Origin of the sequence: Terrirhizobium terrae, assembly GCF_030323265.1 — a bacterium.
Taxonomy (GTDB): domain Bacteria; phylum Pseudomonadota; class Alphaproteobacteria; order Rhizobiales; family Rhizobiaceae; genus Neorhizobium.
This window is the reverse complement of record NZ_CP104992.1, coordinates 3,846,725-3,872,943: the sequence shown is the minus strand read 5'-3', so window position 1 is coordinate 3,872,943 and position 26,219 is coordinate 3,846,725. Positions and strand designations below refer to the sequence as shown.

The following is a 26,219-nucleotide window of genomic DNA, read 5'->3' as shown; positions in this document are numbered from 1 at the left end:
CGGCGACACGCAACAAGAACCGACAAGAGGCTCACAATGGCTGAAATCACCGCTGCACTGGTCAAGGAACTGCGCGAAAAGTCCGGCGCAGGCATGATGGACTGCAAGAAGGCGCTGACCGAAAACAACGGCGACATCGAAGCAGCGATCGACTGGCTGCGCGCCAAGGGTATCGCCAAGGCCGACAAGAAGTCGGGCCGTACGGCTGCTGAAGGCCTGATCGGCGTTGCTTCGGCCGGCACCAAGGCTGTCGTCGTCGAAGTCAACTCCGAGACCGACTTCGTTGCCCGTAACGACGCCTTCCAGGGCATCGTTCGCGGCGTAGCCGACGTCGCGCTGACCACCGACGGTACCGTTGAAGCCGTTGGCGCTGCCATCTACCCGGCTACCGGCAAGACCGTTACCGACACGATCAAGGACGCTGTCGCCACGATCGGCGAAAACATGAACCTGCGCCGTTCGGCTGCTCTGGAAGTAGAAGACGGCGTTGTTGCCACCTACATCCACAATGCTGCCGCTGACCGTCTCGGCAAGCTCGGCGTTCTCGTCGCGCTGAAGTCGACCGGCAACAAGGATGCGCTGAACGCGATCGGCCGCCAGGTCGCCATGCACATTGCTGCAACGGCTCCGCTCGCCGTCCGTGCCGAAGAAGTCGATGCTGCCGTCGCCGAGCGCGAACGCAACGTCTTCATCGAGCAGTCGCGCGAGATCCGGCAAGCCGGAAGCCATCATCGAGAAGATGGTCGAAGGCCGCATGCGCAAGTTCTTCGAAGAAGTCGCCCTTCTGTCGCAGGCTTTCGTCATCAACCCGGACCTGACCGTCGGCGAAGCTGTCAAGGCTGCCGAGAAGGAAGTCGGCGCGCCGATCGAAGTTACCGGCATGGCTCGCCTGCTGCTGGGCGAAGGCGTCGAGAAGGAAGAGACCGACTTCGCCGCTGAAGTGGCTGCGGCCGCAAAGGGCTGATTTTCGTCGGCTATATGCACTGAAAACGTTGAGGGCACCGGTGACAAGCCGGTGCCCTTCGTGTATCCGCAACCCGTTTGATCTCTCCGCAGACCCCGTTTCGCTTTCCAAGGAGCCGTCATGTCGCCTCAGCCGATCTACAAGCGTGTTCTTCTCAAAGCCTCCGGTGAGGCTCTCATGGGCAGCCAGGGCTTCGGTATCGATGTCGCCGTCGCCGACCGTATCGCCTCGGATATTGCCGAAGCCCGCCGGATGGGCGTCGAAGTCGGCGTCGTCGTCGGTGGCGGCAATATTTTTCGCGGCGTAGCCGTTGCGTCGAAGGGTGGCGATCGTGTCACCGGCGACCACATGGGCATGCTGGCGACCGTCATCAACGCGCTGGCGCTCGCGACCTCGCTGCGCAAGCTTCAGATCGACACCGTCGTCCTTTCGGCCATCGCCATGCCGGAAATCTGTGAAAGCTTCTCGCAGCGCCAGGCACTCCATCATATGTCCCAGGGCCGCGTGGTAATCTTCGCCGGCGGCACCGGCAACCCGTTCTTTACCACCGACTCGGCCGCAGCATTGCGCGCCGCCGAAATCGGTGCCCAGGCGATCTTCAAGGGCACGCAGGTCGACGGCATCTATTCGGCCGATCCGAAGAAGGATCCGAATGCCACCCGCTTCGACAGCCTGACGCATAGCGAAGTGCTCGAAAAGGGCCTCGCCGTCATGGACGTCGCAGCCGTGGCACTCGCCCGCGAGAACCATATCCCGATCGTCGTATTCTCGATCCACGAGGCCGGCGGTTTCGCCCAAATCTTGACCGGCGGCGGACTGAAGACCATCGTATCCGATAACTGACAGTGGCCCGGGCTCTTCCGAGCCGGCCGCCAATAACAACATCACGGGAGTTCCGACCGATGACAACCGATCTCAACGATATCAAGCGCCGCATGGAAGGCGCAGTCAACGCCTTCAAGAGCGACATCGCCTCGTTGCGGACGGGCCGCGCTTCGGCGAACGTCCTCGATCCTGTGACGGTCGAAGCCTACGGCTCGCGCGTGCCGCTCAACCAGGTTGCCAACATCACGGTTCCGGAGCCCCGCATGCTGGGTGTCTCGATCTGGGACAAGTCGATGGTCGGCGCCGTCGAGCGCGCCATCCGCGAGTCGAATCTCGGCCTCAACCCGATCGTCGATGGCCAGAACCTGCGCATTCCGCTGCCGGAACTGAACGAGGAACGCCGTAAGTCGCTCGTCAAGGTAGCGCATGACTACGCCGAAAAAGCCAAGGTCGCAGCGCGCCATGTTCGTCGTGACGGCATGGAAGGCCTGAAAAAAGCCGAAAAGGACGGCGTAATCGGCCAGGACGACAGCCGTTCGCAGTCTGACAAGGTTCAGAAGATGACTGACGATACGATTTCTGAAGTCGACCGCTTGCTTGCGGATAAGGAAAAGGAAATCATGCAGGTCTAGGCCGGGCTCCTTCGCCCTCCCTCGGCTGCTGAAGGAATTGCATAAGATATGCTGACGCCAGAAATAGCGATCATCCCGGAGCATGTTGCCATCATCATGGATGGCAACGGCCGCTGGGCAAACAAGCGCGGACTGGCGCGAACCATGGGCCACAGCAAGGGCGTCGAGGCGGTCAAGGAGACCGTCAGGGCCGCCGCTGAGATCGGCGTCAAATATCTGACGCTGTTTGCCTTCTCGTCCGAGAACTGGAACCGCCCGCAGACCGAGGTCAACGATCTTCTCGGGCTTCTGAAGCGCTTCATCCGCCGCGACCTCGCCGAACTGCACCGCGAAAACGTGCGCATCAAGGTGATCGGCGAGCGCGAACGGCTGCGCGGCGACATCCTGCCGCTGCTTCTCGAAGCTGAAGAAACGACGCAGGACAATACCGGCCTGACCGTCATCATCGCCTTCAACTACGGCTCGCGTGACGAAATCGCGCGGGCAATGAACAAGATCGCGGCCAAGGTTGCTGCCGGGCTGATCAAGCCCGGCGCTGTCGACAGTGACATGATCTCCGATCATCTCGATACGGCTGGCATACCCGATCCGGATCTCATCATCCGAACCAGCGGGGAGGAAAGACTGTCGAACTTCCTGCTCTGGCAGGCGGCATACGCCGAGTTCGTCTTCCTTCCCGACTTCTGGCCTGACTTTGATCGCAATCTATTCCTCGAGGCGCTGAAGATCTACGCTGCGCGTGACAGGCGTTTCGGAGGGCTGTCGGCAGAGCCGGCCGCTGTCGTCGGCTGATGGGGCGCGAGCTCAAGCTTCGCATCATATCGGCGATCGTGCTCGCTGCCGTCGTGCTTGCCGCGACGCTGGTCGGTGGAACGGCGTTTCATGCGGTCGCCGGCGCGATTGCTCTTCTGATCTACTATGAATGGTCGACCATAACCGGGCTGGCGGACGTCAACTTCAAGACGAATGCCTTCGGCTGGCTGATCATCGCGCTCATCGCGTTGAACATCGTGGTGGGCGAGGGTGATCTTTCCGTGCCGCTGCTGTGTGGCGGTGTCATCACGACGGTTCTGCTGGTTCTTCTCGGTCGCGGCTCCTGGTGGCTGCCCGGCGGCGTCGTTTATGCCGGCCTGAGCGGCATTTCTCTTGCCGCTATCCGGGGCGACAACCAGGCGGGATTTGTCGCGACGCTGTTCATCTTTGCCGTGGTCTGGGGAACAGACATCCTCGCCTATTTCGTCGGCCGTGCGATCGGTGGGCCGAAGCTTGCTCCGCGCATCTCCCCCGGCAAGACCTGGTCGGGCGCGATTGGTGGAGCGGTGGCGGGTGTTATCGCGAGTGCCGTGCTGACGCTCGGCGTATTCTCGCGCCTGTCGCTCTGGACGATGGCGCTGGCATTCCTGCTTTCTGTCGCCAGCCAGATCGGCGACCTGTTCGAATCCTTCATCAAGCGGCGCTTCGCGGTCAAGGATTCCAGCCATCTCATCCCCGGACACGGGGGTGTGATGGATCGTGTGGATGGATTGGTGTTCGCCTGCTTCCTGGCATTCCTGCTGACGCTTGTGGATGCGTCGCTTAAGGGCCATGTTAGCAGCTCGGTTGCAGCCTTTCTCTTCGGTCTCTGAGGCGAACTCCAAAGCCGATGGAATATTGAGCGGTATCACAATGGCAGTCTTGAGCTTCATTACGGGTTACATCGTCCCGTTCATCCTCGTTCTCTCGCTTCTCGTGTTTGTGCATGAGATGGGCCATTATCTGGTCGGCAGATGGAGTGGGATCCGCGTCACGGCTTTCTCGGTGGGCTTCGGGCCCGAACTGATCGGCTTTACCGACAGCCACGGGACGCGCTGGAAGCTTTCGGCCATTCCGCTCGGCGGCTACGTGAAATTCTTCGGAGACGAGGATGCTTCGAGCCTGCCTGATGCGTCGAGCGTCGCGCATATGAGCGAGGCGGACCGGGCGCAGACGCTTGCGGGCGCAAAGCTGTGGAAAAGAGCGGCGACCGTCGCCGCAGGTCCGATCGCGAATTTCATCCTGGCGATCGCGATTTTCGCGGTGCTCTTCTCCGTCTACGGCAAGATGGTCGCCGATCCGGTCGTGGCCGAAGTGCGGCCTGACAGCGCCGCCGCGGAAGCCGGCGTGCAGCCCGGTGACCGTCTGAAGGCGCTCGATGGCTATGACGTCAACACGTTCGACGATGTGCGTCGTTATGTCAGCGTCCGCCCCGAGACCTCGATCGTCGTCACGGTGGAACGCAACGGTCAGGACATGGACCTGCCCATGGTGCCGAAGCGGACCGAAATCACGGATCAGTTCGGCAACAAGGTCGAGCTCGGCCTGATCGGCATCGTCACAAACGAGGAACGCGGCAATTTCCGGGTGCAGAACTTCACCCCGCTTGAAGCGGTCGGCGAGGGCTTCAAGGAGACCGGCAACATCATCACCGGCACCTTCCGCTATATCGGCAACCTTGTGACTGGCCGCATGAAGGCTGATCAGCTTGGCGGACCAGTGCGCGTCGCGCAGGCATCCGGCCAGATGGCGACGCTGGGCTTTGCCGCCGTCATCCAGTTGGCGGCCGTGCTTTCGGTCTCGATCGGACTTCTCAATCTGATGCCGGTTCCGGTGCTTGACGGCGGGCATCTGGTTTTCTACGCAATAGAAGCGGTGAGGGGAGGCCACTCGGCGCCGGAGCCCAGGAGATCGCGTTCAGAATCGGACTGGCGATGGTGCTCAGCCTGATGGTCTTCGCGACATTCAACGACATAACAAATCTGATCGGTTAACCTGATCAGAGCGTTGAAATAACGGATTATTCACCATGTTTGCATGTGTTGCGTGGCGATATGGCCACGCATCAAAAGGAAGTAAATAGAAATTAACACGATAGCTTGCTTGTAGGGCAAAAGAAGGTAAAACGACACACGTGGCCGGAGTCGGGTTACACCGTCGAGGGACAACGGGAAAAGGTAAGAATTGAAAATGAAGGCTGGTTCAAAGTTTTTGAACGCAGTGTCGGCGTTTGCGCTGTCTGCTAGTGTTGTCGCGTCCGGCGCAGGTGTAATGGTTCTTGCCACTGCCCCAGCTGCTGAAGCTGCTGTCATCCGCAGCGTGCAGGTCCGTGGTGCGCAGAGGGCGGGTGAAGAAGCCGTCCGTTCCAACCTCACGATTCGCCCCGGCGTCTCTTTCTCGGCCTCGGATATCGATGAGTCGGTCAAGCGGCTCTACTCGACCGGTTATTTCTCCGACGTGAAGATCAGTGTTTCCGGCAGCACGCTCGTCGTGTCCGTCAGCGAAAACCAGCTGGTTAACCAGGTCGTGTTCAACGGCAACCGCAAGATCAAGGACGACAAGCTTTCGGGCGTCGTTCAGACCCAGCCGCTTGGCCCGTACAGCCAGGCCATGGTTGATGCCGACATTCAGCGCATCCGCGACGCCTATGCCGCGATCGGCCGCAGCGACGTTGAAATCACGACCCAGACCGTCAATGTCGGTGAGGGTCGCGTCAATATCGCTTTCGTCATCAACGAAGGTGATCGTACGAAGATCGCTGACATCAACTTCGTGGGCAACCAGGCTTACGGCAATGGTCGTCTGAAGGCTGTCATCGTCACGAAGGAAACGGGCCCGCTGTCCTTCTTGACCCGTAAGGACGTTTACAGCCAGGACAAGCTGCGCGCCGACGAAGAGGCGCTGCGCCAGTTCTATTACAATCACGGCTATCCTGATTTCCGTATCATTTCTTCCGACGCGACGCTTGATCCTGCGTCGAACCAGTACAACATCACCTTCACCGTCGAGGAAGGCGCGCGTTACACCTTCGGTGACGTCGGTGTCGAATCGAGCGTCGAAGGCGTAAGCGGCGAATCGCTGCAGGGTCTGGTGGAAACCAAGCCGGGCGCTACCTACGATGCCCGCGAAATCCAGAAGTCGATGGAAGCGATTTCCCGCAAGGTTGCTTCGCAGGGTTATCCGTTTGCCCGCGTCACCCCGCGCGGTGACCGCAACCTGCAGACCAACACGATCGGCGTCTCCTACATGGTCGACCAAGGCGAGCGCGCCTATGTCGAGCGTATCGAGGTTCGCGGCAACACCCGCACGCGTGACTACGTCATTCGTCGCGAGTTCGATTTCTCCGAAGGCGATGCCTTCAACCAGGAAATGATTTCGCGCGCCAAGCGTCGTCTTGAAGCGCTCGGCTACTTCACATCCGTCAACATCTCGACCGCGCAGGGCAGTGCTCCGGACCGCGTCGTCGTTATCGTCGACGTAGAAGATCAGTCGACCGGTTCGTTCGGTATCGGCGCCGGCTACTCGGCAGGTGGCGACGGCTTCGTTCTCGAAGCGTCGATCGAAGAAAAGAACTTCCTCGGCCGTGGTCAGTATGTCCGCGTCGCCGTCGGTGGTGGTCTCGATGACGCGCGTACCTACTCGCTGTCCTTCACCGAGCCTTACTTCCTCGGCTACCGCCTGGCGGCCGGCTTCGACATCTTCCGCAACGAGACGTCGTCGAACGACTACTACGACTACTCCGAGCAGGGGTTACGCTGCGCGTCACCGCGCCGATCACTGAAGATCTGGCGACGACGTTCCGCTACACCTATAAGGAGGTCAAGTACGAAGAGGACGGCGCATTCGGCGACGACAACACGTGGGATCAGATTTCCGGCAACAGCGACGACCGCGTATCGACGATCTTCGGCAACCTCATCGACCACGGTAAATATTCGTCGTCATCCATTTCGCAGACCCTGACCTACAACACGCTGGACAGCCAGACGCTGCCGCGCGAAGGCATCTATGCGAGCTTTACGCATGAATTCGCCGGTCTTGGTGGTGATTCGGAGTTCTACAAGCTTTCCGGTCGCGCCCGTTACTTCCACCTTCTGTCGACCGAAGCCGATCTCGTCGGTTCGTTGGCCGTCGGTGCGGGTCACGTCATGGGCACGGGTGACAACCTGAACGTCTTCGATCAGTTCACGATCGGCGGCCGCCAGATCCGTGGCTTTAAGAACGACGGTATCGGCCCGCGCACGGTCGAGCACAGCGATGCGATCGGTGGCACGACCTACTTCAATGCGTCTGCTGAAATGTCGATGCCGATGCCGGCCGTTCCGGAAGATATCGGCCTGCGTCTCGCAGCCTTCGCCGATGCCGGCACGCTCTATGGTAGCGATGTCGACAAGCTCGGCTCCGAGGTCGAGGGCACTGGCATGTCCTGGCGCGCGTCCGTCGGCGCCGGCATCATGTGGGCTTCGCCGTTCGGCAACCTGCGCTTCGACTACGCGGTTCCTGTCGTGAAGGAAGACTTCGACGAAACCCAGGAATTCCGCTTCAGCATGGCGAACCAGTTCTGATTGTTGCCGGCCGCGAAAGCGGCCGAAACATCTCGGGAGCCCTGGCTTTATGGACCACAACGAATTCTTTCCGCCCCACGATGGTGTGAGCCTGCGCGCGCTGGCGGCCCATCTTGGGGTTGAGCTTTGGATGATGGCGCGGGCGACCGTGTGATCCGTTCCGTCGCGCCGGTCTACCGGGCACAGGAGGGGCAGGTCTGCTATCTGCTCTCGCGCAAGAACCGTCATGAGCTTGAGACCTGTCAGGCTTCAGCGATCATCTGCGATCCCGGCCTTGCAAGCATCGTGCCTTCGCACATCCCTGTTCTGACAACCAAGGCCGCTCATGCAGCCTTTGCCATGGCAGGTGCTCTGCTTCACCAGCAGGCGATGCGCCCGGTGTTGACCACGTCTGCCGATGACCGTATTTCCCCCGCCGCTTACGTGGATCCGACTGCGCATCTCGAAGAGGGTGTGACTGTCGAACCCATGGCCGTTATCGGTGCACGGGTGCATATCGGCAGCGGTACGCGCATCGGGCCGGGCGTCATGATCGGACCGGACGTCCAGATCGGCCGTGACTGCAGCATTGCGGGCGGTGCGAGTGTTATCTCGGCTCTGATCGGCAACGGCGTCATCATTCACAATGGCGCCCGCATCGGACAGGATGGTTTCGGTTTCGCTCCGGGCCCGCGGGGCATGCTGAAGATCGTGCAGATCGGCCGGGTGATCATCCAGGACAATGTGGAGATCGGCGCCAATACGACGATCGACCGCGGCGCCATGGATGACACGGTCATCGGGGAGGGCACGAAGATCGACAACCAGGTGCAGATCGCGCATAACGTGCATATCGGTCGGCATTGCGGTATTGCATCGGGCGCCGGCATCGCCGGATCCACGAAGATCGGCAATGGCGTATTGATTGGCGGCGCTTCGGGCATAAATGGTCACATTACGATCGGCGACCGGGTTCAGATCGCAGCTATGAGCGGCGTCGTCGCCGACATACCTGCCGGTCTTATCTACGGTGGCATACCGGCGCGCCCGATGAGGGATTTCCTTCGCGAAATGGCCGAGAAAATGGCTCAGTCGGACGATAGGGCAAAACGCAAAGGAGAAAAGACCAATGACTGATGAGACCAAGCCGGAACTCGGCGCGGCCGATATTCAGGAAATCATGAAGCTGCTGCCCCATCGCTACCCATTCCTGCTCGTGGACAAGATCATCGATATCGACGGTGACAACTCGGCCATCGGCATCAAGAATGTTACGGCGAACGAACCGCACTTCACTGGTCATTTTCCTGAACGCCCGATCATGCCTGGCGTCCTTCTCGTAGAGGGCATGGCTCAGACGGCAGGCGCGATCTGCGCTCGCAAGGAAGGTGAGAGCGGCAACCTCGTGTATTTCATGACGATCGACAACGCCCGCTTCCGCAAGCCGGTCGTGCCGGGTGATCGCGTGGAATATCACGTTGTGAAGCAGAAGCAGCGCGGCAATATCTGGAAGTTCCACTGCGATGCAAAGGTCGACGGCTCGCTCGTCGCGGAAGCCGATATCGGCGCGATGATCGTCCGTAAGGATGGCGAATGAGTAATATTGCTGCCAGCGCGCGCATTCATCCGCTCGCGGTCGTCGAAGACGGCGCCGTGATCGGTGAAAATGTGGTCGTCGGGCCGTTCAGCCATGTCGGGCCACGCGTCGTCCTTAAGGATGATGTGGAACTGGTGTCCCATGCCGTCGTCAGCGGCAAGACGGAGATCGGCAAGGGTTGCCGCATCTTCCCGATGGCAGTCATCGGCGGTGTCTCGCAGAGCCTTCATGAAGCAGGTGAGGAATCGTCGCTAACTGTCGGCGAAAATTGCACCATGCGTGAAGGCGTGACGATGAATACTGGCACTGTCGGCGGCGGCGGCAAGACCGTTGTCGGTGACAACTGCCTGTTCCTGGCCAATAGCCACATCGCGCATGACTGCCAGCTCGGCAGCGGCATCATCATGTCGAACAACGTGATGTTGGCCGGCCATGTGCATGTTGGAGACCGCGCCATTCTCGGCGGCGGCTGCGCTGTGCATCAATTCACGCGCATCGGTCGCCAGGCCTTCATCGGCGGGCTTTCTGCGGTAAATTACGATGTCATTCCCTATGGGATGCTGAACGGCAATCCGGGTATTCTCGGCGGCCTCAACGTCGTCGGTATGACCCGTGCGGGCATGGACAAGCAGACGGTCCATCGTGTGCGCCGCGCCTTCAAGGATATTTTCGAAGGCGAAGGCAATGTCCGCGCAAACGCTGCGGCGATCCGCGAAAATTATCTCGATTGCCCCGAGGCGCTGGAAGTTATTGATTTCGTCGCGGCTGATAGCGATCGCGCCATCTCCTCGCCTTTCCGCAGGAAGGGATGAGGTCAATGGCCGACGCGTCGGAGAAGGCGCGCCACGGTCGTCAAGGCGGCCGTCTGGCGATTATCGCCGGGCGCGGCCTGCTGCCGCTACATCTGGCGCAGGCGGCGAGGGCCGTCGGCGAGGATCCCTTCATCATCTCGCTGAAGGATGAAGCAGATCACCGTTTTGACGGGTTCGAAACCCTGTCGGTCAGTGTCGGCAATCTCGCGGAAATCGAGAAGGCTTTTCGTGAAAACGGTATCGGCCGCGTCGTCATGTCCGGCGGTGTTGCGCGCCGTCCCGAATGGCGCGACATTCGCCCGACAATCAAGACAATCCTGAAAATGCCGTCCGTCGTGCGGACGCTGTTGTCGCGCGGTGACGATGCCGTGCTGCAGATGGTCATCAAGCTGATCGAGGCGATGGGCTGCGAGGTTGTCGGTGCCCATGAGATTGCGCCGGGCCTGCTTGCGAAACTCGGCCCGCTCGGCCAGATCTCGCCGAACGAGGACGACCTGCGCGATATTGCCCGTGGCACCGAGGCAGCGCTTTCTCTCGGCCAACTGGATATCGGCCAGGGCGCCGTCTCCGTCGGCGGCCGCGTTGTGGCGATGGAAGGTGTCGAGGGCACCGATGCCATGCTGGAGCGGGTTGCCGAGTTGCGCGCGGCGGGCCGGATTTCGGCACGTCGCCGCGGCGTGATCGTCAAGCTCTGCAAGCCGCAGCAGGATATGCGCGCCGACCTGCCGACGATCGGTCCATCCACGGTTGCGAGTGCCGCGAAAGCAGGCCTGGCCGGCATCGCGGTGGAGGCTGGGCGTGCCATCGTTCTGGATGAAACAGCGTTGATTGCAGCAGCCGACGCGGCCGGTATCTTCGTCTGCGGCATCGAGCCGACACTTGCCCATGGAGGTCTGACATGAGCCGCCCTTTGAAGGTCGCCGTCATTGCCGGCGAAGTCTCCGGCGATCTCCTCGGCGGTGATCTTGTCGCAGCATTGAAGGCCGCGCATGATGGACCGGTCGAATTGATCGGCGTCGGCGGGGATGCACTCACCGTCCAGGGACTTCACTCGCTGTTCGACTTTTCCGAATTGTCGATCATGGGGATCACCCAGGTCCTGGCACGGCTGCCGAACCTGATCAAGCGCATCAACGAGACCGCCAAGGCGATCGCCGAGGCGCGACCGGATGTGTTGATCATCATCGACAGCCCGGATTTCACCCATCGCGTGGCGAAGAAGGTGAGGGCGGCTCTGCCCGACCTGCCGATCGTCAACTATGTCTGCCCGAGTGTGTGGGCCTGGAAGGAATATCGCGCCAAGGCGATGCTCTCCTATGTCGATCGGGTGCTCGCGGTCCTGCCGTTCGAGCCGGAAGCCATGGCGCGGCTTGGCGGACCGGAAACGATCTTCGTCGGGCATCGACTGACCAATGATGCCGAGTTGCTGAAGGTGCGCAGCCTGCGCGCAGAGCGGCCGGTGAAGTCAGCGGAGGACGAGAAGACCATCCTGCTCCTGCCCGGCTCGCGCTCCGCAGAGATCAAGAGCCTGCTGCCGATCTTCGGCGAGGCTGCGCGCGAGTTCGTTACCCGTAATGGCAAGACGCGCTTCCTGCTGCCGACCGTGCCGCGGCGCGAAGCAATGGTGCGCGAGATGGCGGCCAAGCTGCCGGTTCAGATAGAGATCACATCAACGGCTGAAGGAAAGTGGACTGCGTTCGCGCAAGCCAATGCAGCGATGGCCGCCTCCGGCACCGTCATTCTGGAGCTCGGCCTTGCCACCGTTCCGGTCGTCTCGGCCTACAAGACCGACTGGCTGATCAAACTGCTTGCCGGCCGCATCAAGATCTGGACGGGCGCGCTTCCCAATCTGATCGCCGACTATGCGGTCGTGCCGGAATATATCAACGAGGTGGTGCGTCCGGGTAGCCTCTGCCGCTGGGCCGAGCGCCTCTCCGGCGACACGCTGCAGCGCCGCGCCATGCTGGAAGGCTTCGATCTCGCCTGGCAGCGATTGCAGGTGCCGGTTCCGCCCGGGAAGCGGCCGCGGGCGCCGTGCTCGATCTTCTGGACAAGAAAAAACCCGGTCATTTCTGACCGGGTTTTTTGTCGGTTCGGTTTGCGGCTTAGCGCTTGGTGACCGGCACGTAGTCGCGCTTTGCTTCGCCCGTGTAGAGCTGGCGCGGGCGACCGATACGCTGCTGCGGATCCTCGATCATTTCGGCCCACTGGGCGATCCAGCCGACGGTGCGGGCAAGCGCGAAGAGCACGGTGAACATAGTAGTCGGGAAGCCCATCGCCTTCAGGGTGATACCCGAATAGAAGTCGATATTCGGGTAAAGCTTCTTCTCGATGAAATACTCGTCGGTCAGCGCGATCCGCTCGAGTTCCATGGCGACCTGCAGAAGCGGATCGTCCTTGTTGCCAAGTTCAGCCAGGACCTCATGGGTGGTCTTCTGCATGATCTTGGCGCGGGGATCGTAGTTCTTGTAGACGCGGTGACCGAAGCCCATCAGGCGGAACGGATCGTTCTTGTCCTTGGCGCGGGCGATGTATTCCGGGATCTTGTCGACCGTACCGATTTCCTGAAGCATGTTGAGCGCTGCTTCGTTGGCGCCGCCGTGAGCCGGGCCCCAGAGGCAGGCAATGCCGGCCGCGATGCAGGCAAACGGGTTGGCGCCGGAGGAACCGGCAAGACGAACGGTCGAGGTCGATGCGTTCTGCTCGTGGTCGGCGTGCAGGATGAAGATGCGGTCCATGGCGCGGGCCAGAACCGGGTTCACCTTGTACTCTTCGCACGGTACGGCGAAACACATGCGCAGGAAGTTCGACGCGTAGTCGAGATCGTTCTGCGGGTACACGAAGGGCTGGCCGATATGGTATTTGTAGGCCATGGCGGCGATCGTCGGCATCTTGGCGATCATGCGGAGCGAAGCGACCATGCGCTGGTGCGGATCGGTAATGTCGGTCGAGTCGTGATAGAAGGCCGAGAGAGCGCCGACGGTGCCGACCATGACGGCCATCGGATGGGCGTCACGGCGGAAGCCGGTGAAGAAGCGGCTCATCTGCTCGTGCACCATCGTGTGATGGGTCACGCGGTAGTCGAAGTCCTTCTTCTGCGCTGCCGTCGGCAGTTCCCCGTAGAGAAGCAGGTAGCAGGTTTCCAGGAAGTCGCCGTGCTCTGCGAGCTGCTCGATAGGATAGCCGCGATGCAGGAGCACGCCTTCGTCACCGTCGATATAGGTGATCTTGGATCTCGCAGGAGGCTGTCGAGGTGAAGCCTGGGTCGTAGGTGAACGCGCCGGTCTGCTTGTAGAGAGCGCCGATATCGATGACGTCAGGGCCGATCGTGCCGGATCGAACCGACATGTCGACATTCTTGTCACCGAGCGTGATAGTTGCGCTTTTTTCCGTCATTCTGATCCTCCAACCAGTTGCCTGCATAGCGCCCAGAAAGCGCCATAAGAGTTAAGCGTCCCAGCTTAGCTATATGATCCGAAACGCAAAGCCAAGCTTTCCTGACGGCAATTTGTGCAGCGCGAAAAATATTGGGCAGACGGATTTTTACGCGTTGCCAACTTGATGTTGCAATCGCGATCAGGGCCTTACGGCATGGGCTGATATGCCTGCCGTTGACGCCTTCTAAAAGAACGCTCAGGTTGTAGCGGGGCGATCGGGCGGGCTGGCTTTCATCATGCCAAAAGATCTGACACGGGAAGGCGTCGACGACTTGGGCGCACGCGCAGAGCGCGTGGCTTTCGCCAACCTGCGTCTCGATTCCAGGTCGCCGGTGATCGGCTCGGGCGACCTTGCTCTTAGTCGCGACGAGCGCCCAAGGCGAGGCATGGCGACAGCCGCCAGGCATCTCGCCAGGCGGTGCGCGCGACTGGGCCCTCACTCTCTGCGGCGGTCGTCGTTGAGCACGCCTACGGGCACGGTTTTCTCTTCGTTCCCGTTGCGATCGGCCTCGGCAGCACGATCTGGTTTCTGGCGCCTCAGGACATAAATCCATGGCCCTGCGTGGCAGCGCTTCTGATCGCGGTTGTCTCTGCTTTCATGGCAAAAGGCAGTATTACCCGCGTGATCCTCCTAGGGCTCAGCCTTCTGCTCGCGGGCATGATCCTTGCCAGCGTCGAAACATGGCGGCGGGCAACGGTCATTCTCGATTCCCCGGTGACGACGACGATTTCCGGCGTGGTGGAGCGCGGCGAAATGGTGGGGGCGGGGATGCGCTATCTCGTCAGCATCACCGCGACGAGCGAGCCCGGCCTTCGCCGACCACCGCTTCGCGTGAGCCTCGTCGCGCGCGGGCGACATGTGCCGTTCGAAAATGGTGCCGCCATTACCGGCCGGGCGCGGCTCTCACCGCCGTCGGGACCGGCCTTGCCGGGGCTGAACGACTTTGCCTTTTCTGCTTATTTCGACGGCATCGGTGCTGTCGGTCATTTCTACGGTGCGCCGAAATCCGTCACAGCGACCGAGATGAGGGCCGGACCGACGGAGGCGGTGGAGCGATGGCTCTTTGCACTGAGGCGACAGATCGGCGACCGGATCAGATCCATCGCGCCGGGGATGCCGGCGCATTTGCCGCCGCCATCATCACCGACGAGCGCCGGGCGATCTCAAACGAGACGGTGGAAGCGCTTCGCGTGTCGGGACTTGCTCATATCGTGGCGATCTCCGGGCTCAATATGGCGCTTGCCGCCGGCATCTTCTTCGTCGGCCTGCGCACATTGCTGGCGCTCTCGCCCGGCACCGCTCAGGCGATCCCGGTCAAGAAGATCGCAGCCGCCGGCGCGCTTGCCATGGTCACCGGCTACTACCTCATCTCCGGCTTCGGCGTGTCGGCGCAGCGCGCCTATATCATGATGGCGGTGATCCTGATCGCCGTTCTGGTCGACCGGCCGTCGATCAGCCTGCGCAATGTGGCGCTCTCGGCGCTCATCATCATCGTCTGGACGCCGTCCGAAATTATGGGGCCCAGCTTCCAGATGTCTTTTGCCGCGACGGCCGCGCTCGTGGCGGGCTATGCCGCCTGGGCAAGGCGGGCGCAGGAGCGGCCATATGAACCTCTGCCTTTCCGTCACCCGGCGGTGACGACGATTGTCGGTTCATGGAATTTCATCGCCGGCATCATCCTCACCTCGCTGATCGGCAGTCTCGCCACGGCGATGTTCTCCGTCGAGCATTTCCATCGGATCGCCACTTATGGGCTGGCCGCCAATCTGGCCGCGATGCCGATCATCAGCTTCCTCGTCATGCCCGCTGGGCTGATGGCCATGCTGCTGATGCCCTTTGGTCTTGACGCGCTATTCATAAGCATCATGGCGCAGAGCCTGGAGTGGGTGATCGCCATCGCTCGGCATGTGGCGAGCTGGGGTGGCGATATCGTCATCGGCCAGCCTCATCCCTGGTTCCTGCCGCTCGGCGTGACGGGGTTCCTGCTGCTGACGCTGCTGCGCACGCGGCTGAGGCTTGCGGGTCTGCCATTTCTTGCCGCCGCGGCGATCCTGTTCTGGACGCATGATCCGCCGGCATCCGACCTGATGATCGCCGAGGATGGTACGCTTGTCAGTATCAGGACCGATGAAGGCATCGCGATCAACCGTATTCGGCCTCCCGCCTTCATCCATGATCAATGGAAAAGAGCGAGGCAGCTTACGATCACGTTGGCGCCTATCATTCAGAAGAGTGGTGCTGTTGCGCCCAAGCCGCCGGTGCGCGAAGAACGGTTGACGAATGAGGCCATTGCCGACGCTCGGCTTGGTATGAGGGACGCCTGGAAAGGGAAGTTCGCCTGTCGAGAACGCGCCTGGTGCAGCGCCATGTCGCCAGTCGGTGTCATTGTCGTTGTGGTCGAGGATGGACGCTATACCGGCGCCGCCTGTGATGTCGCCGATCTCGTCATCGCTCCCCGCGCAAGATTCGATGCCTGCCGATCGGGCACGCCATTGCTCAACGGTGCCACCCTGAGAAAGACAGGCGCCATGGAGATCGATTTCGCCGGATCAAAAGCGAATGCGGATTGGCGGATCACCACCGCAATGACGGGGGTGTCCCGCCCCTGGAGTGTTCATCGCCAATATGACTGGCGGCGCGACGTCTATGACCAAAACCTGCCGCCCTGGCTTGCCCGCATCGCTGAGAGCAAATCATCGCAAGCCGATCCGCCGCCGCAAGCCGATCCCGCACGGCAAAGCCATGAGAACGTGCCCGAGGAGCGAACCCCGGACGCCGACGCCTATCTTAGTGATAACGGCGGATAAGGCCGACCAGTTTGCCCTGGACCTTGACACGATCCGGCGGGAAAATGCGGGTTTCGTAAGCCGGGTTGGCTGCCTCGAGTGCGATCGAAGCGCCCTTGCGGCGAAAGCGCTTCAATGTCGCTTCCTCCTCATCCACCAGGGCGACGACGATATCGCCTGGATTTGCGGTGTTGCCGTTGCGGATGATGACGGTGTCGCCGTCGAGAATGCCGGCTTCGATCATCGAGATCGCCCCTGACCTCCAGAGCGTAATGCTCGCCAGAGCCCAGCATTTCCAGCGGTACGGAAATGTCGTGCGTATTATTCTGAATTGCCGAGATCGGCACGCCGGCAGCGATACGGCCCATGACCGGCACGCTTGCCGCATTGATCGTCTCATCCATGGCGGGCTTGGCGGGTGCGGCCGGCGCAGGCTTTTTGCCGAGGCTGCCTTCAATGACGCTCGGCGAAAAACCGCGACGAGGCTGAAGGCTCGGGGTATAGGCTTCCGGCAGCTTGATCACCTCAAGCGCGCGGGCCCGGTTCGGAAGTCGGCGAATGAAGCCGCGTTCCTCGAGGGCGGTGATCAGGCGATGGATGCCCGACTTGGAAGCGAGGTCCAGCGCATCCTTCATTTCATCGAAGGAAGGCGGCACGCCGGACTCCTTCATTCGTTCGTGAATGAACAGAAGCAGTTCCTGTTGCTTTCGGGTCAGCATCGCCAAGGCACCTTCGTATCGGAAACAAATGCAGAACGGACACTATATGTTCCATATGTGTTCCGCAAGTCCCTAAATTTTAGTGAAGGCGCTATCAGTTTCTCAGATAGCGGGCGCAATTTGTCAGCAGAAATCTACTTGCGCTAATCGGCAGTTCGCCCAATGTACTTAAGCGATTGGAAGTGCGGGGGCATTTGTGAGTATTCGGAAAATCGATCATCTTGTCTTGCCGGTCTCGGATCTGGCACGGACGCGTAGCCGGCTGTCAGACCTGGGGTTCACGGTGGCGGCGGATGGGTATCATCCCTTCGGCACGGCCAATGCCTGCGTTTTCTTCGAGGATGGGACCTATCTCGAGCCTCTGGCGCTGGCCGACCGGCGCAAGGCGGGGATGGCTGCGAAACGCGGCAATGTCTTCACAGACCGCGATCTGATTTATCGCGGGCGTAAGGGGCGGGAAGGTTTTTCGGCACTCGTGGTCGCCAGTGATGACGCCGAAGCCGATCATACGCGCTTTGTATCAGCCGGCGTTTCCGGCGGCCAGCAGCTTCAGTTCGGGCGTACTATGGTGTCTCCGGGTGGTGATACGATGGAGGCGCGGTTCCAGCTCGCCTTCGCGGCCGCCGAAGCTTCGCCTGATTTCTTCGCCTTTGCCGTCCAGCGGCTCGTTTCCTTTCCCCAGGATATGGGAACGCTCCGCTCACATGCGAATGCGGTCATCGGCGTCAAGGAAATCGTGCTCTCGGCGGAAGATCCGCTCCAGTCCGCACCGCTGCTTGAGCATGTGTTGCAGGTCCAGGGAGAAGAGGCTGAGGCAGGGCTGATTTTCGCCGTCGAGAACAGCCGTATCCGTGTGCTGGATCCCGAGCAGCTGGCGCATGATTTCGGCGCTCCGGTGCGAGGTGGTGCGACCGGTCTTTCGGGGCAGGTCGTCATATTCCGCACGGCTGATCTGGCCGTGACAGAGATCATCCTTGCTGCTAATGACGTCGCATTCATCCGCCGGGATGGCCGCGTACTTGTGTCGCCGGCTCCCGGGCAGGGCGTCCTGTTCGGCTTCGAGGAATAGCAAATGGCAGTCTCCCCCAATTCTGAGGTCATCGTCGGTGAAGGCGCCGCGAAGGTCACGTTTTCCAACGCCGGCAAGCTGTCGCTGATCGCCGGCCCCTGCCAGATGGAAAGCCGCGACCATGCCTTCATGATGGCGGGCAACCTGGTTGAACTCTGCGGCAAGCTCGGCATCGGTCTCGTCTACAAGTCGTCCTTTGACAAGGCCAACCGCACCTCGATCTCGGGCAAGCGCGGCATAGGCCTCGAGACCGCCATGGAGGTCTTCGCAGACCTCAAGAAGGAATTCGGCTTTCCGGTCCTGACCGACATTCACACGGAAGAGCAGTGCGCTGTGGTCGCCAAGACCGTCGACGTGCTGCAGATCCCGGCCTTCCTGTCGCGCCAGACGGACCTTCTCGTCGCCGCCGCCAAGACCGGCCGGGCGATCAACGTCAAGAAGGGCCAGTTCCTGGCGCCCTGGGACATGAAGAACGTCCAAGCGAAGTTCCTTGAAAGCGGCAATCCGAATGTCATGCTCTGCGAGCGCGGCGCATCCTTCGGCTACAATACGCTCGTCTCCGACATGCGCTCGCTGCCGGTCATGGCGGCAATGGGGTCGCCTGTCATTTTCGACGCCACCCATTCGGTACAGCAGCCGGGCGGGCAGGGCGGTTCTTCCGGTGGTGACCGGACCATGGTTCCTGTTCTGGCACGCGCAGCTGTCGCCGTCGGGGTTGCCGGCCTTTTCATCGAGACCCATGAGGACCCGGACAACGCTCCGTCCGACGGCCCGAACATGGTGCATCTGAAGGACATGCCGGCACTTCTTGAAAAGCTGCTGGCGCTTGATGCCGTCGCAAAGGGCTGACGCCGTCAAAATTCGGCCCGATCGAGCCGCATTGTAATTTGCCTGTCATCGACTAAGACACATTGTCGGTGAATGCCTGTGCGGGCCGATGCCCGCACGTCAAACTGAGGAGAGACCTTTGACCGCCATTACCGACATCATCGCCCGCGAAATCCTCGACAGCCGCGGCAACCCGACCGTCGAAGTCGACGTCTATCTCGAAGACGGTTCCATGGGCCGCGCTGCCGTTCCGTCGGGCGCCTCTACCGGTGCGCACGAAGCGGTCGAACTGCGCGATGGCGGCAAGCGTTATCTCGGCAAGGGCGTCGAAAAGGCCGTTGAAGCCGTCAATACCGAGATCTTCGATGCGATCGGCGGTTTCGATGCCGAAAGCCAGATCCATATCGACAAGACGATGATCGCGCTCGACGGCACGCCGAACAAGTCGCGTCTCGGCGCGAACGCCATCCTCGGCGTCTCGCTCGCCGTCGCCAAGGCTGCTGCCGAATCGGCCGGTCTGCCGCTTTACCGTTACGTCGGCGGCGCCGGCGCCCATGTTCTGCCGGTTCCGATGATGAACATCATCAATGGCGGCGCCCATGCCGACAATCCGATCGACTTCCAGGAATTCATGGTCATGCCGGTCGGTGCAGAAACGCTGCGCGACGCGGTCCGCATCGGTTCTGAAATCTTCCACACGCTGAAGAAGGAACTGCATGCCGGCGGTCACAACACCAATGTCGGCGACGAAGGCGGTTTCGCACCGAACCTGAAGAGCGCGCCGGAAGCCCTCGACTTCATCATGAAGTCGATCGAAAAGGCCGGCTATAAGCCTGGCGAAGACGTCTTCCTCGGCCTCGATTGCGCCTCGACCGAATTCTTCAAGGACGGCAAGTATGTGATGGAAGGCGAGGGCCGTACGCTCGAGCCGGAGGCCATGGCCGCCTATCTCGCAGAACTCGCAGCCAAGTACCCGATCATCTCGATCGAGGACGGCATGGCGGAAGACGACTGGGACGGCTGGAAGTCGCTGACCGACAAGATCGGCAAGTCGGTTCAGCTCGTGGGCGACGACCTCTTCGTCACCAACTCGGCCCGCCTGCGCGACGGCATCAAGATGGGCGTCGCCAACTCCATCCTCGTCAAGGTCAACCAGATCGGTTCGCTGACGGAAACGCTCGACGCCGTCGAGACCGCCCACAAGGCTGCCTATACCGCCGTCATGTCGCACCGTTCGGGCGAAACCGAAGATCTGACCATTGCCGATCTTGCGGTTGCGACCAATTGCGGACAGATCAAGACCGGTTCGCTGTCGCGCTCCGACCGCATGGCCAAGTACAACCAGCTCATCCGTATCGAGGAGATGCTCGGCCCGCAGGCTGCTTACGCCGGCCGCGCGATCCTCAAAGCCTGATCGCTTCGCTTCATTTTGAAGCCGGAAAAGGCCCGCGCCGCCAGCGCGGGCCTTTTTGCGTCGCACAGAAGAAACGAATGCTTAAGCAAGTTCTGCGATTTTGGATCCCTGTCATCAGGATCCATGAAGCTGATCCTGCCGCGTAAGCTCAGGGCGTCGAATAGGCATGTGGACAAAACATCATAAGAAGAGAAAGTTCGGTCGCTTCGTACTGCCTGCCATTACCGTCGCTTTTCTCTCCTATTTCGGCTATCATTCGATCCATGGCGATCTCGGCTTGATCGCCACCGAGAATTTCGAGAAGCAGCGGCTGGCGCGTAGTGCCGAGCTTGCGGCGCTGACTGCCAAGCGCGAAGCGCTCGAGCGGCAGGTGCATCTGATGAGCGATGGTTCGCTCGACAAGGACATGCTGGACGAAATCGCGCGGTATCAGCTTAATGTTTCGCGATCGGACGAGATCGTCATCTTCAACAACTATTTCTGAATTAACCGAATTCCGGTTAACTTGATATTTCTCAAGTTATTTCAATGACTTGAAAAGAATGTGAGCCATGCAATTATGGCATTGCTGGGTCGTGCTTTCTTCCCTATGTTACGCGGCGAAACCAGGGTGCGTCATTTTGACATGGCCGCCCTCTAATTCATAAGAGCAGCACATAGGGAGGGATCGATGGCGCAAGCAAAATCCGCGTCTACGTCCGGCCGCAAGCCAGCGGCAAAGTCTGCAACGAAACCAGCTTCCAAGACCGCCTCGAAGGAATTTACCGGCAAGAATACGCCGGGCTTCGACAAGAAGGACGAGCTGCACGCCTATCGCGAAATGCTGCTCATCCGCCGTTTCGAGGAAAAGGCCGGCCAGCTTTACGGCATGGGCTTCATCGGCGGCTTCTGTCACCTTTACATCGGCCAGGAAGCTGTCGTCGTCGGCATGCAGATGGCGCAGAAGGAAGGCGACCAGGTCATCACGGCCTATCGTGACCACGGTCACATGCTCGCTGCCGGCATGAGTGCGCGCGGCGTCATGGCCGAGCTTACGGGGCGCAAGGGCGGCTATTCCAAGGGGAAGGGCGGCTCGATGCACATGTTCTCCAAGGAAAAGCATTTCTACGGCGGCCACGGCATCGTCGGCGCGCAGGTGTCGCTCGGCACCGGTCTGGCCTTCGCCAATTCCTATCGCGGCAATGACAGCGTCTCGGTCTCCTATTTCGGTGACGGCGCCGCCAACCAGGGCCAGGTCTACGAGAGCTTCAACATGGCGGCCCTGTGGAAGCTGCCGATCGTCTATATCGTCGAGAACAACCGTTACGCCATGGGCACCTCGACCGCCCGCGCAACGGCGCAGTCGAACTATTCGCTGCGTGGTTCCGGCTTCGGCATTCCCGGCATCCAGGTCGACGGCATGGACGTCCGCGCTGTCCGCGCTGCCGGCGAGGAAGCACTCGCCCATTGCCGCGCTGGCAAGGGTCCGATCATTCTCGAAATGCTGACCTACCGTTACCGTGGTCACTCCATGTCCGATCCGGCCAAGTACCGGACCAAGGAAGAAGTGCAGAAGATGCGCTCCGAGCAGGACCCGATCGAACAGGTGCGCATGCGCATCCTCGACGGCGGCTGGGCCACCGAAGACGAGCTGAAGGCAATCGACAAGGACATCCGCGACGTCGTATCGGATTCTGCCGATTTTGCCCAGAACGATCCCGAGCCGGATGCATCCGAGCTCTACACCGACATTCTGCTCTGATCGCGGGGAGGGAACCCTATGCCAATCGATATCCTGATGCCCGCGCTTTCTCCTACGATGGAGGAAGGCACGCTTTCCAAGTGGCTGAAGAAAGAGGGTGACAAGGTCACCTCCGGCGACGTGATCGCCGAAATCGAAACCGACAAGGCGACCATGGAAGTGGAAGCCGTCGATGAAGGCGTGATCGGCAAGCTGCTGGTCGAAGCCGGCACCGAAAACGTCAAGGTCAACACCAAGATCGCGGTCCTGCTCGCCGAAGGCGAAAGCGCCGATGCGATTTCGGCCGACCAGTCGGCCGAGAAGCCGGCAGAACCTGCCAAGGCGGATGCCGATACTCCGGCCGCGACTTCGGATGCTGCCGGCGGCAAGGCCCGCGAAGCAAAGGACGAAGCATCGTCTGCTTCCGACAAGGTTCCGGCCCAGCCGAAGATCGACGTCGCCAACGACCCGGATATTCCGGCCGGCACCGAAATGGTCTCGACCACTGTGCGTGAAGCACTGCGCGACGCCATGGCCGAAGAAATGCGCCGCGATGGCGACGTGTTCGTCATGGGTGAGGAAGTCGCCGAATACCAGGGCGCCTACAAGATCACGCAAGGGTTGCTGCAGGAATTCGGCGCCCGCCGCGTCATCGACACTCCGATCACCGAACACGGCTTTGCCGGCGTCGGCGTCGGTGCTGCGATGGCCGGCCTCAAGCCGATCGTCGAGTTCATGACCTTCAACTTCGCCATGCAGGCGATCGACCAGATCATCAACTCTGCCGCCAAGACGCTCTACATGTCGGGTGGCCAGATGGGCGCTCCGATCGTGTTCCGCGGCCCGAACGGCGCTGCGGCCCGCGTCGGCGCGCAGCACAGCCAGGATTACGCTGCCTGGTACAGCCAGATCCCCGGCCTCAAGGTCGTCATGCCTTATACGGCAGCCGACGCCAAGGGCCTGCTCAAGGCTGCGATCCGCGATCCGAACCCGGTCGTCTTCCTCGAAAACGAAATCCTCTACGGCCAGCACTTCGACGTTCCGAAGCTGGATGACTTCGTCCTGCCGATCGGCAAGGCGCGCATCCACAAGAAGGGCACCGACGCCACCGTCGTTTCCTTCGGCATCGGCATGACGTATGCGGTCAAGGCTGTCGAGGAGCTTTCAAGGAAGGCATCGATGTCGAGCTGATCGACCTTCGCACCATCCGCCCGATGGACCTGCCGACCGTCATCGAATCGGTGAAGAAGACCGGCCGTCTGGTCACCGTCGAGGAAGGCTATCCGCAGAACTCGGTCGGCACTGAAATCGCCACCCGCGTCATGCAGCAGGCCTTCGATTATCTCGATGCGCCGGTGCTGACGATCGCCGGCAAGGACGTTCCGATGCCTTACGCGGCGAACCTCGAGAAGCTGGCGCTGCCGAATGTCGGTGAAGTCGTCCAGGCGGTGAAGACCGTCTGCTACAAGTAAGGGAGGTCCCGATGCCTATCAACATCACCATGCCTGCCCTTTCACCGACCATGGAAGAGGGCAACCTCGCCAAGTGGCTGGTCAAGGAAGGCGACACGGTCAAGTCCGGCGACGTGATCGCCGAGATCGAAACCGACAAGGCGACGATGGAAGTCGAAGCCGTCGATGAAGGCGTTGTCGCCAAGCTCGTCGTGCCGGCCGGCACCGACGGCGTCAAGGTCAACGCCCTGATCGCCATCCTCGCCGAGGAAGGCGAGGACGTTTCGGCGGCTGCATCCTCCGGCGGTGGTTCTGCGCCGAAGGCAGAAGCTGCCAAGACCGAAGAGAAGACCGACGCTCCGAAGGCAGAGGCCACCAAGGCTGAAACCGCCTCTGAAGCGCCGAAGGCGGACAAGCCGGTCATCGATGCTGCTCCGGCCGCATCGACCCCGGCACCGGTTGCCGACGGCAAGCGCGTGTTTTCCTCGCCGCTCGCCCGACGCCTGGCCAAGGAAGCCGGTCTCGATCTCTCCGCCGTCACCGGCACCGGCCCGCATGGCCGCGTCGTGAAGGCTGATATCGAGAAGGCCGTGTCCTCCGGTGGCGCCAAGGCTGCTCCGGCCGCTGCCGCAACTGCTGGCGGTGCTGCTGCTCCTGCCATGGCAAAGGGTCCGTCGGACGACAACGTGCTCAAGCTGTTCGCGGAAGGCTCCTACGAGCTGCTGCCGCATGACGGCATGCGCAAGACGATCGCCTCGCGCCTCACCGAGTCGAGCCAGACCGTTCCGGCCTACACCGTCTCGATGGATTGCGAACTCGACGCCATGCTGAAGCTGCGCGGCGAGATCAATGCCTCGGCACCGGTAAAGAAGACGGAGAAGGGCGAGGTTCCCGCCTTCAAGCTCTCAGTCAACGACTTCATCATCAAGGCGATGGCGCTGGCCCTTCGCGATGTCCCGATGGCGAATGCCTCCTGGACCTCGACCGCCCGTGTTCTGCACAAGCACGCCGATGTCGGCGTCGCCGTGTCGATCCCGGATGGCCTGATCACGCCGATCGTCCGCAAGGCCGAGGAGAAGTCGCTTTCGGTCATCTCCAACGAGGTCAAGGATCTCGCCAAGCGGGCCCGCGACAAGAAGCTGAAGCCGGAAGAATACCAGGGCGGCACCACTTCGGTCTCCAACCTCGGCATGTTCGGCGTCTCGTCCTTCACCTCGATCGTCAACCTGCCGCAGGCCTCGATCGTCTCGATCGGCGCCGGCGTCGAGAAGCCGGTAGTTCGCAAGGGCCAGATCGAAGTCGGCACGGTCATGACCGCCACCTTCGCCTTCGACCACCGCGTCATCGACGGCGCGCTCGGCGCGGAACTCGCTTCCGCCTTCAAGCGCTACATCGAAAACCCGATGTCGATGCTGGTGTAGTCCGTGTCTCCCTCCCCTTGCGGGGAGGGTGTCCGCGTAGCGGACGGGTGGGGTGGATCGACCGGAGGTGCGTTGGATGGCATGGAATCGAGAGAAGCCAAATCCGCCCAGCGCTTCCGCCGCCCGGAACGCCCCACGACTGCGCAGAACGATGACCGATGCGGAACGCCGTCTCTGGACGGCGCTTCGCAAGGAATTATCCGAGATTTCCGGTACGCATTTTCGCCGCCAGATGGCCATCGGTCCTTACGTTGCAGACTTCGTCTGTCTCGATCGACGCCTGATCATCGAGGTGGACGGGAAAATTCACGAGGATCGGGATCAGCGTATTCGCGACAATGAGCGGGATGCCTATCTGAAGGACCAGGATTTTCGCGTGATGCGTTTCTCGAACCGGGAAGTGATGTTGGACATGCCGTCGGTATTGAGGCGAATTGAATTGGCATTTGCCACCCCCACCCCTAGCCCCTCCCCACAAGGGGAGGGGAACAGGACCTGTGCCCATGAAAACCGTTCTCTGCTTCGGCGACAGCCTGACCTGGGGTTTTGACGCGCAAGGGCGTGGGCGTCATGCCTATGAAGACCGCTGGCCGAGCGTGCTTGAGGCGGCCCTTGGCGAGCAGGTCACGATCATCGCCGAAGGGCTGAACGGTCGCACCACCGGCTATGACGATCATCTGGCTGACTGCGATCGAAACGGCGTGAAGAACCTGCCGACGGTACTTCACACCCATATGCCGCTCGATCTGGTCATCGTCATGCTCGGCACTAACGACCTGAAGCCGATGATCGCGGGCTCGGCCCATGCGGCGCGCGCTGGCGTCCAGCGGCTGGTCGGGCTGATCCGCCATCACGACTATTCCTTCGACTTCGATGCGCCGGATGTCCTGATCGTGTCGCCGCCGTCGTTCAGCGAAACGGCCGATCCGATCTTCTCCGCCGTCTATCGCGGCACGCGGGAGGAATCGACCATGCTCGCCTCGCTCTATCGCGATCTCGCCGACGATCTCGGCTGCGGCTTCTTCGATGCCGGTTCGGTGGCGAAGACCAGTCCGGTCGATGGTGTCCATCTCGATGCCGAAAATACCCGCGCCATCGGACGCGGTCTCGAACCGATCGTCCGTATGATGCTCGGTTTGTAACGAAGAAGAATTCACATGGCAGGCCGCGGATTGCTGGCCGCCCAATGGAAATACAAGGATAAAGG

18 protein-coding genes and 8 pseudogenes are annotated in these 26,219 nt (G+C 61.1%); 24 read left to right on the top strand and 2 right to left on the bottom strand.

What is annotated here, in order from left to right; translation table 11 throughout:
* Positions 1-36 precede the first annotated feature (36 nt).
* The 12 genes and pseudogenes from tsf to lpxB all read left to right on the top strand — a co-directional run bounded on the left by tsf (position 37) and on the right by lpxB (position 12,242).
* Positions 37-964, top strand: a pseudogene (gene tsf, locus N7E02_RS27150) (translation elongation factor Ts).
* A 120-nt stretch (positions 965-1,084) separates the two neighbouring features.
* Complete coding sequence (gene pyrH, locus N7E02_RS27145) at positions 1,085-1,807, top strand: UMP kinase (protein WP_286580909.1); 723 nt, start codon at positions 1,085-1,087, stop codon at positions 1,805-1,807.
* Positions 1,808-1,866: 59 nt separating this feature from the next.
* Complete coding sequence (frr, locus tag N7E02_RS27140) at positions 1,867-2,421, top strand: ribosome recycling factor (RefSeq protein ID WP_093001210.1); 555 nt, start codon at positions 1,867-1,869, stop codon at positions 2,419-2,421.
* 48 nt (positions 2,422-2,469) lie between these two features.
* Entirely contained in the window at positions 2,470-3,213 is a 744-nt protein-coding gene (locus N7E02_RS27135) for an isoprenyl transferase (RefSeq protein WP_286580905.1), read from the top strand.
* The gene (locus tag N7E02_RS27130; protein ID WP_286580904.1) at positions 3,213-4,046 is read left to right on the top strand and encodes a phosphatidate cytidylyltransferase; all 834 of its coding nucleotides are present in this window, start codon (positions 3,213-3,215) and stop codon (positions 4,044-4,046) included. Before N7E02_RS27135 ends, N7E02_RS27130 begins: the two co-directional genes overlap by 1 nt.
* A gap of 40 nt (positions 4,047-4,086) precedes the next feature.
* Positions 4,087-5,207: pseudogene (rseP, locus tag N7E02_RS27125) on the top strand (RIP metalloprotease RseP).
* 196 nt (positions 5,208-5,403) lie between these two features.
* Positions 5,404-7,778, top strand: a pseudogene (gene bamA, locus N7E02_RS27120) (outer membrane protein assembly factor BamA).
* Positions 7,779-7,827: 49 nt separating this feature from the next.
* A pseudogene (lpxD, locus tag N7E02_RS27115) lies at positions 7,828-8,894 on the top strand (UDP-3-O-(3-hydroxymyristoyl)glucosamine N-acyltransferase).
* Entirely contained in the window at positions 8,887-9,354 is a 468-nt protein-coding gene (gene fabZ, locus N7E02_RS27110; protein WP_286580903.1) for a 3-hydroxyacyl-ACP dehydratase FabZ, read from the top strand. The pseudogene lpxD and the gene fabZ overlap by 8 nt, the downstream one beginning before the upstream one ends.
* Positions 9,351-10,166: an acyl-ACP--UDP-N-acetylglucosamine O-acyltransferase gene (gene lpxA / locus N7E02_RS27105; protein ID WP_286580902.1), complete on the top strand. Its 816-nt coding sequence runs from the start codon at positions 9,351-9,353 to the stop codon at positions 10,164-10,166. The genes fabZ and lpxA overlap by 4 nt, the downstream gene beginning before the upstream one ends.
* Positions 10,167-10,171: 5 nt before the next feature.
* The gene (locus N7E02_RS27100; RefSeq protein ID WP_286580901.1) at positions 10,172-11,068 is read left to right on the top strand and encodes an LpxI family protein; all 897 of its coding nucleotides are present in this window, start codon (positions 10,172-10,174) and stop codon (positions 11,066-11,068) included.
* Positions 11,065-12,242, top strand: a pseudogene (gene lpxB, locus N7E02_RS27095) (lipid-A-disaccharide synthase). The gene N7E02_RS27100 and the pseudogene lpxB overlap by 4 nt, the downstream one beginning before the upstream one ends.
* 29 nt (positions 12,243-12,271) lie before the next feature.
* Here the strand turns inward: lpxB and gltA are convergent.
* Positions 12,272-13,562, bottom strand: a pseudogene (gene gltA / locus N7E02_RS27090) (citrate synthase).
* A 639-nt stretch (positions 13,563-14,201) separates the two neighbouring features.
* Here gltA and N7E02_RS30255 point away from each other — a divergent pair.
* Together N7E02_RS30255 and N7E02_RS27085 are read left to right on the top strand one after the other, a co-directional pair.
* A pseudogene (locus N7E02_RS30255) lies at positions 14,202-14,543 on the top strand (ComEC/Rec2 family competence protein); the annotation flags it as partial.
* A 116-nt stretch (positions 14,544-14,659) separates the two neighbouring features.
* A complete protein-coding gene (locus tag N7E02_RS27085) occupies positions 14,660-16,411 on the top strand; it encodes a ComEC/Rec2 family competence protein (RefSeq protein ID WP_286580900.1) in 1,752 nt (583 codons plus the stop codon).
* Here the strand turns inward: N7E02_RS27085 and lexA are convergent.
* Positions 16,392-17,109 (bottom strand): annotated as a pseudogene (gene lexA / locus N7E02_RS27080) (transcriptional repressor LexA). The gene N7E02_RS27085 and the pseudogene lexA sit on opposite strands and share 20 nt — an antisense overlap.
* 196 nt (positions 17,110-17,305) lie before the next feature.
* Between lexA and N7E02_RS27075 the strand changes: the two are divergent.
* The 10 genes from N7E02_RS27075 to N7E02_RS27035 all read left to right on the top strand — a co-directional run bounded on the left by N7E02_RS27075 (position 17,306) and on the right by N7E02_RS27035 (position 26,154).
* Complete coding sequence (locus tag N7E02_RS27075; RefSeq protein ID WP_286580899.1) at positions 17,306-18,178, top strand: VOC family protein; 873 nt, start codon at positions 17,306-17,308, stop codon at positions 18,176-18,178.
* 3 nt (positions 18,179-18,181) lie between these two features.
* A complete protein-coding gene (kdsA, locus tag N7E02_RS27070) occupies positions 18,182-19,027 on the top strand; it encodes a 3-deoxy-8-phosphooctulonate synthase (RefSeq protein ID WP_286580898.1) in 846 nt (281 codons plus the stop codon).
* Positions 19,028-19,145: 118 nt separating this feature from the next.
* Entirely contained in the window at positions 19,146-20,420 is a 1,275-nt protein-coding gene (gene eno, locus N7E02_RS27065; RefSeq protein ID WP_286580897.1) for a phosphopyruvate hydratase, read from the top strand.
* 166 nt (positions 20,421-20,586) lie between these two features.
* Complete coding sequence (locus N7E02_RS27060) at positions 20,587-20,904, top strand: FtsB family cell division protein (RefSeq protein ID WP_286580895.1); 318 nt, start codon at positions 20,587-20,589, stop codon at positions 20,902-20,904.
* Positions 20,905-21,090: 186 nt separating this feature from the next.
* Entirely contained in the window at positions 21,091-22,161 is a 1,071-nt protein-coding gene (gene pdhA / locus N7E02_RS27055; protein ID WP_286580893.1) for a pyruvate dehydrogenase (acetyl-transferring) E1 component subunit alpha, read from the top strand.
* Between the two features lie 18 nt (positions 22,162-22,179).
* The gene (locus N7E02_RS27050; RefSeq protein ID WP_374730670.1) at positions 22,180-23,331 is read left to right on the top strand and encodes a pyruvate dehydrogenase complex E1 component subunit beta; all 1,152 of its coding nucleotides are present in this window, start codon (positions 22,180-22,182) and stop codon (positions 23,329-23,331) included.
* Positions 23,332-23,354: 23 nt separating this feature from the next.
* Positions 23,355-23,612 (top strand): transketolase C-terminal domain-containing protein, encoded by a 258-nt coding sequence (locus N7E02_RS30155; RefSeq protein ID WP_374730669.1) that lies wholly within the window; start codon positions 23,355-23,357, stop codon positions 23,610-23,612.
* A gap of 11 nt (positions 23,613-23,623) precedes the next feature.
* The gene (locus N7E02_RS27045) at positions 23,624-25,012 is read left to right on the top strand and encodes a pyruvate dehydrogenase complex dihydrolipoamide acetyltransferase (protein WP_286580892.1); all 1,389 of its coding nucleotides are present in this window, start codon (positions 23,624-23,626) and stop codon (positions 25,010-25,012) included.
* A gap of 151 nt (positions 25,013-25,163) precedes the next feature.
* Positions 25,164-25,562 carry an endonuclease domain-containing protein gene (locus tag N7E02_RS27040; RefSeq protein ID WP_286580890.1) on the top strand — a complete coding sequence of 133 codons (399 nt, stop codon included), beginning with the start codon at positions 25,164-25,166 and terminating at the stop codon, positions 25,560-25,562.
* Positions 25,516-26,154 carry an SGNH/GDSL hydrolase family protein gene (locus N7E02_RS27035; protein WP_286580888.1) on the top strand — a complete coding sequence of 213 codons (639 nt, stop codon included), beginning with the start codon at positions 25,516-25,518 and terminating at the stop codon, positions 26,152-26,154. The genes N7E02_RS27040 and N7E02_RS27035 overlap by 47 nt, the downstream gene beginning before the upstream one ends.
* Positions 26,155-26,219: the final 65 nt, after the last annotated feature.